Annotated in this window: 1 protein-coding gene; it reads right to left on the reverse strand. The window is 57.3% G+C overall.

All coding sequences use genetic code 11. From position 1 onward, the window contains the following. Nucleotides 1-207: type II secretion system protein (locus SB724_RS19840; protein WP_410572519.1), on the reverse strand; the 207-nt coding region annotated here is incomplete at its 3' end. Nucleotides 208-279 lie beyond the last annotated feature (72 nt).

Consider the following 279-nt stretch of genomic DNA (forward strand, 5'->3'; position numbering starts at 1 on the left):
CTTGTAGGCGTCGATACCAATGCGGATCTCGCGCAGCGCAAGACGAAGATCCTTTTCCCGCATCCGCTGAACCTCCAACTGCGTGATAGGCAACACAAGCATCGCCAGGATGGCAAGGATCGCCAGGCTTACCAGCAATTCGAGCAAGGTGAAGCCGACTGGCTGACGCAGAGAGGGACACATATGGTTAGATCGTTCAGACCACATGGCACATGTCGCGACTACTGCGACCCAGCAGTGATCGCCAGCGTCTGGACTGGCGTCGGCAAAGACACGGTG

It is taken from the genome of Bacillus sp. SIMBA_031, assembly GCF_046535225.1.
In the GTDB taxonomy this organism is placed as follows: Bacteria; Bacillota; Bacilli; order Bacillales; family Bacillaceae; genus Bacillus; species Bacillus velezensis.